At 50.2% G+C, this 7,220-nt stretch carries 2 protein-coding genes; one reads left to right on the top strand and one right to left on the bottom strand.

The genetic code is table 11. The features are described 5' to 3' along the window. Positions 1–228: 228 nt before the first annotated feature. On the bottom strand, positions 229–1,086 hold the full coding sequence (locus tag EKM85_RS05395; protein ID WP_125585254.1) for a hypothetical protein: 858 nt from the start codon (positions 1,084–1,086) through the stop codon (positions 229–231). A gap of 767 nt (positions 1,087–1,853) precedes the next feature. Between EKM85_RS05395 and EKM85_RS05390 the strand changes: the two genes are divergently transcribed. Next, positions 1,854–7,220, top strand: a 5,367-nt coding sequence (locus EKM85_RS05390) for a KxYKxGKxW signal peptide domain-containing protein (protein ID WP_164510677.1), incomplete at its 3' end; no start/stop codon positions are given.

Genomic DNA, 7,220 nt, shown 5'->3' with positions numbered 1-7,220 from the left:
TGATTCCATTTTACAAGGACTCAGGCTATGAGTCTTTCTATTTAGCTAATTTGTTGCACTTGCATTGTAAATCCGTCGTGCAAATAATGCAGTCTCTCCCTGAGTGAGCGAAAGTCGAAATATGTCACTAGTGTTGAGGAATTGGCTCCATTTTTGGCTCTTGGGGAATGGTGTGCCCAACAATTGTTGGTGATGAATCTCATAATTGTGGGGCTTTTAGCATGACGGCTAATCCCAGAAGCCCGGCAGGTGTTGAATCAATAGTTGGCCCGCCGCTTCGTACTCCTGGTGGCACAGCAGCTGACTGATTCGTTTCGCTTGCCGGATCGAATTTTGGGCGGACGCGACCTCTTCAAAGCCGTGAAAGGTCTTCTCGTGCTTATACCACTGAAGCCACAAAATGGTGAGTGTCGTGATGTTGTGGTCAGCTAACGGGCTGAACTGATCGATCAAGTCGAGCAGCCAGTCGCCGTTTTCACGGAGGTAGTTGAAGAACGTGAAGAGGGGCGCATCGGGAACCAGCGATTGGCTAAGCGGCCAGTACGCCTGAACCATTCGTCTGCCAAAAAGCATGGTCAGGTCGTTAGTTGTCAGTTGATGCGTCTGCGAATAGCCAGTGAGAAGCTCCTCAAAGTAGAGAAATGGCAACGCCACCCAGCCCTGTCGAGGCTGCATTGAGATGCTGGAGAGTGTCGCTGGTTCAAGCGACTCCCCAATTTTCCTAACTGCTACGGTCCGCTGCTTGAAGTCGGCCAGTTCCTGATTGATGTCTTGGGTAAAATGTCCCCAGGAAGTCCGTTCTTCGGCGATGATGCAATTTAGGCGGGCTAGCTGGGGAAAAGAAGCGGCCAGATAGATGTCGTCGGCAGCCGCTTCGCCATTGTCGATCGCCAGCGCCTGCCCCGTGGTGGTGAGCAGCTGCTGCTCACTAGCGGTTAAGCTGGCAAGGACCATTTTGGCGTTCAGGTAGTCATGGATTGTGGCGGCGAGATCGGCAAAGTCGTACCAGTGCAAGGACGTCTTCATCCGGTTGCTCAGAGAGCCGTTGATAATGTGATCGATCTGCGTTTCGTATCTGTTAGACATCGTTACCCTCCTGACCTGAGCGTCGCTGCGAGGTCATTTGTGTTCAAGTGAGAATCAGCCAGTGCCCATTTTATCATAGGCTCAGGCCTGCATTTTCCGCCGATGCTCGCCTAGGGTGCGGCATGCTTCCTTGCTGCGCTTTGGGGTTAGGCGAAGGCTCACCCATGGCAAGGTGCCCGGGAACCAGAACTGGACCAGTGTCCGAGATTCCTGGAGAAAAATTGCCGTCCGGAAGGAAAAAGTGAGCATGCATTCGGGAAAATAATAAATGACAGCGCAAGCAAATGCCAATTGCCGTTGATCGATACTTCCAGATGCGAACAGCTTCAATTGCTTCGCCAGGAATTAAGCGCGGAGTCGGAAAGTGTCAAGACACCATATTATTCTTTATCCACTGGTCTGACGCATTGATCGCACGGATGCACAGCCAGCCAACGTTTGCCGGACTTGAATAGAGACAATTAAGAGAAATCCTCATTCACTGGGAAGGCATTCTTTAAAACAAGACCAAAATATTCAGTTATCAGAATCTTATACTTTTTTTGTTCCCACAAATAGTCTTCGACTATCATTACATAACAATTGCCGGTAATTATGACATGCGTAATTTTTAGTCTTGCTCAATAGTTCTAGAAAAGATAAACATTTCTTTTGAAACCTGACTAGAGTCTTGAAAATTCGAATGATATACTCAACTTATTGTTGAATTTGTAAACCCTGTAAACATGTTGCTTATCGCGGGGGAGTCACGAAAAAGGAGGAGTATGATGAAGTCACGTTCCGAAATTAGCTCTATAAGAGCTGAAGCTGATCGTAAAGTTCATTATAAGATGTTCAAAGACGGTAAAAAATGGGTATTTGCCGGATTAGTGACCACCTTCTTTACTGTTTTGCCATTTGTTCAAGGAAACATTGTTCAGGCGGACACCACTGCCGATCAAGGCGCCAATGCGACCGCGGCCGCTGCCGACCCAGGTGCAAGTGAGGCGAAAACCGCAAGCTCTGCTGTGCTGAAGACATCAACGGCCGCTGCGCCAACACCGACGACCAAGACTGTGGCGGTCAAAGCACTGCTTGAAATCAAGGGTGCCCAGGCCGCTAAGAGCGAAAATGGCGTGGTCACAATCACTGGCGCGACGACTGCCAATGCGCAGGTGACGGCGACTGCCGCGGATGGGGCCACCCAAACGGAGACCGCAGACGCGAACGGTCATTTTAGTGTTGCCCTGAAGGCTACAGGCACGGTTATCCTGAAGGCCGCTCTGGACGGGCACACCAGCGAACCGACGGCCGTGGTAGCGCCGGGAGCTGCCTCCCAAGCCACTGAGCCGGCTGCTCAAGCGGCAAATACAGCGACCAAGGCTGAAACGCAACAGTCTAGTGAGACCTCAGCAGCCCAAGCAACCAGCGCCAATGCGCCGACCGCTGAAAAGGCAGCAGTGACAGTTGATTCAGCCGCTACTACCGCAAGCGAAGGCAATGATGCGCCAAGCAAAGCTAATACTGCGGCCTCCGATGGCGCGGCTGACCAGACGGCAGCCGCTGCATTGCCTTCGTCAACCGGCGAGACGACCACCTTAGTGGATCCAAGTGCAGCGGATTTGGCGGCGGCCAAAGCCGCTGCAGCCGCGGCATATGACCAAACCGGGGTCCCCCAGACGCTGCAGGTGCTGGCGGCAGGAAATGTTGCCCAGTCGGTCTTTAAGACGACAGACTTAACGGTGGAAACTGTTGATGACAAAGGCGAAACGGCTGACAAAGCCTTGCCAAGTGGTGACTTCACTGGTGAGTCGAAAGCCGAAGCCACGTTCACGGTTAAGGGGATAGATCCGTCAACCGATCTGGCAGGCGATCATGTTTATGTTCAAGTCTTGGTTCCCAAAGGCATCAATGTCACTGATGCCAACGGTGAAGGTCAACTGAACTTTACCATCGATCCGTATGCGACGCTGGTTGCCGTGATGAATTACAATTCATCTGCTAAACCAGAAACTATTGATGATATTAAGGAACACGTCGATAAGTACGTTAGCATATCCGGTGATACGGATTTTAGAAATGAACTCAACCAGAAATTCACTGTTCAAACGCCATTTGCAACAGCGGCGACACTGACTAAAGGTGATAATGGTACCATGATCACCGTGGATCTTGATGACGTCCCGAATCTAACGGCCGACTTGGAACAAGCTTTCCAAGGAGGCATCAATTCGATGATCAAAGCCTGGTCTAAGGTTCCAATATTCGGGCTGGGATTTGGGGCTGCAGCCAATTTTGGCCTAGGTTGGTGGGTCGGCGGTGATGTTGCAGCGGATCCTGCGAAGTTTCTCTCCTCAGTCATTGAAAAAGGTATCCTGACTGACATGGCTGCCACAGTGAAATCGACTTTGACTGTGGATAAGGGGACACATGTCGTCACCGGCGATGATCCTCAACCAGTGACGCTCAAAGGCGCCATTACGGTGGGAAAAGGTGCGGATGACTTAGGTACCGGTGCCGGGACAACTAAACTGTACTATGTCGATCAAACCGATGCTAGCGGTACGTCAACCGGTACGGATGATCCAGGAGATACCACCCCAACAACTGACGGCTTCCCAGTTACTTACAAGTATTTGGACGAAAATGGGACGGAGATTTCTGGCTCAGCAAAGACTGCTTATGTCGCAAAAGATGGCGAAATTGACTTCAATCCACTGGATCCGCCTAGTGGGTATACTTTTGATCCAGCAAAGACGACGCTTGATGTTGGTTCAGTGATTGCTAATGAGATTCAAAGTTCTTTTAGCGGTGCCAAAGATTTCGCTAGTCTAAATAGTTCAATGAAGACTATGGGGTTGACCAACCCGAACCAATACACTGATTATGGTAGTGATGAGCTGACGATCACCTACAAAGGCACCAAAGCGGCTCAAACGGAATACGTCGCCTGGGTCAAATATGTTGATGAAGCTGGCAATACGTTACTGCCTGACTATAGATTAGGAGCACACGCTGCTGGTATAACGATTAAGACCGGTGGTGTTCCTGTGACTGTTAAAGGGTACAAGCTGAAGGGGGAAAATCCTCTTGCAGTACACTATACGTACACAGATGTCGAAAACCAGTTCGTTACCCTGACGTATGAACCAGTTGATGGTGGTACCGGAACGACTGACCAGACCACAACGGGCACCGTTAAGGTCAAATTGGTGGATACCGAGGGTAAGGTCGTTACCAATGACGCCGGTCAGACCGAGTTGTCTTATAGCGGGACTATTGGCGATCCAATCGTAGTTCCGGACGCAGCTAAGAAAGTCACTGGTCGTTCGATAACCGGTGGCGGTGACGGTACGCTCAATAAGGTCTATACCGAGGCGCCACAAGAACTGAAGATCACTTACACGCCAGTCGCAACTAAGGGTACGATCACTGTTAACTTAGTGGACGAAAATAACCAGCCGATTTCCAATACTGATGGTAAGCCTTCAATTGATCTCGAGGGCAATATTGGCGATCCAATTACAAGCGTGACCCTCAATAAAGACGTCCCCGGTCACAAGATCACCACCGATGGCACGACCAATGCGAAGTTTACTAAGACTGCCCAGACGCTGACAATCAAGTACGCGCCAGTCGAAACAAAGGGTACGATCACTGTTAAGTTAGTGGACGAAAATAACCAGCCAATCAAGAATACTGATGGCCAGTCTTCAATTGATCTTAAAGGCAATATTGGCGATTCAATTACAAGCGTGGCCCTCAATAAAGACGTCCCCGGTCACAAGATCACCACCGATGGCACGACCGATGCGATGTTTACTAAGACTGCCCAGACGCTGACGATCAAGTACGCTACAGACGGGCCGAGAGTGTTCACCCCGGGCAATCCTGGTAAGAGCCCGGACAACCCACTTACAGTGACCTCGCGTTATTTAATTGGGACGTTGCAAGCTGACATTGTGTATACCGGTGAAGGCGCCCCAGCTAAGAAGACAGGGACACCAATCAAGATCTATCGTACGGCGACGCTGGATGCTAGTGGTAAGGCTGTGTACACGCCATGGACCACTAATCCGACCGGCGTTGGCGGCAGCGACACTGATGTTCTGGTGGCGCCCATTACTGAAAGTGATATTCCACCAGTTGCCAACGCGGTCGGTACGATCGTGGATGAAACGAATGAGCCGATTACGTCTGCTGGTTTACCTGAATCCGGCCAGAAGTCGATGGCTAGTGATGGTAAAACCACTTTAATTGACGGTAGTGCAGTTAATGTTGACAAAGACCTTGGCAAGTTTGTGACGAATTTCGTTGCAACCCGCGTGGTCAATTACGGCGCGAACCAGCCTGACTTGCAGTGGCATGACGCACCGAAAGACCCGACAGATCCTCTTTACAACGACACGCATAAAGTCTTGCACCCGCTCATCATGATGACAAAAGACGGTGTAACGACGCAGCAAGATAATACCGAAAATGACATCGTTTTGACGCGTCAATATCAGACCGATAATAACGATCCTGACAGTGGCGTGAAAGGTTATGGCGAGTGGACTGTTGATGACACTGGCAAGTTCATGACCTCTGGCTATGTACCGGTAATTTACGATGGGTATAAGGCTTCACCAGCAAAAATTGACCAGGATACCCAAGATGATGATCACAAAACCGTCACGGAAGAACTTGCGGCAATGGCGGCTGAGACAGCAGACCAAGATAAAGAAATCACCTTCACCATTAACTATGACAAAGAAAAGGCTGAATTGGTCGAGCACCCTGCACCAAATGAGCCAGGTGATGTGAACTATGATGATACCCATAAGTTCCTGAATGTCACAATTAACGGTGATCAGAACGGTCAGAAGAAGCTGTTAGAGACTGGGAAAGTTGAGTTCACTCGGACTTACTACACAGAAGAAGGCGACACGACTAACAAGGTCGTTAAGTATGGCGATTGGAAGCAAACTGCACCGTTTGCAACTTTCACTCCTGAGTCAGTCGATGGCGCCAAGCCAACTCCGGCACAAGTGACCGAAACAACGGTAGGCGACGATGGTCAGTCTATCAAGCAAGCCGCAGCTGGTTTACTTGCCGCAGCCGACGACGAAGATAAAAACATCACGATCACTGTGACCTATACCAAGGCTGAAGCAGCCCAAGGCACAGGGACTGTTCACTATGTCTATCAGAACGTGGGTGGCATCGAACTGCAACCGCCTGTAACCGTTAGTGGTCCAGAAGGCACAGATTACTCCACTCAATATAAGATTCCAGACACATTGAACAGTGATGGCAAAGACTTGCCTGATGCAGGCGGAACGCTTGATACCAGCATCCTGTATTACTATGCGACTGCTGACATCAACGGCGGCCAGATCAATAGCTTACCGGATAATGGTTCAGCCGATGCAGCCTTCAAGACAAACGGCCAAGACATCTGGGTTATTTATGTTGCCAAGCCAAAAGCAAGTGCTGCGGATACAGTTACTGCTGAGGAAATCGAAGGCGACGCTGATCATCCAAATGGCGGGACCAGGATCACCGTTAAGCATGTTGACGGTAGTCCCGACACCGTGACGACAGTATGGAATGGTAATGACGGGGTAACGCCAGTTGTTGATCCAAATGGCACCGACAATGGCGACGGGACGACTACGTACCAGATCACCGCAGATGGTCAGCCGGCAGGCTCGTTCACCGTTAAGAATGGTGAAAAAGGTAAGGATGGTGTAGACGGTCAGACGCCTCAGATCAAGACAACTAATGATGGTAAGATCGTGTTCTATATACCGGGCTCGAAGGGCGATGGTACTAATGACACGATGTTGGCTGAAATCGATGCGCCTAAGTCCGGAGATACGATCACCGCAACGCCGGCAGGAGTTACTGAAGATCATCCGAACGGTGGGACCACGATCACTGTTACGCATGGTGACGGCAGTGCCGACACTGTGACGACGGTATGGAATGGTAACGATGGGGTAACTCCAACCATTGAGCCAACCAAGGACAAAGACGGCAACGAAACTGGTGAAGGATTTGACATCAAGGTCAACGGCCAAACTGTCGCAACCCTGAAGAATGGTGTTGATGGGAAGACGCCTGAAATCAAAGCCGTTGAAGGCAAAGATGGCAAGACGACTAACCACTTC

The organism is Lacticaseibacillus jixianensis, assembly GCF_003946485.1.
Lineage (GTDB): Bacteria > Bacillota > Bacilli > Lactobacillales > Lactobacillaceae > Lacticaseibacillus > Lacticaseibacillus jixianensis.
This window is presented reverse-complemented; position numbering and strand designations above follow the sequence as displayed.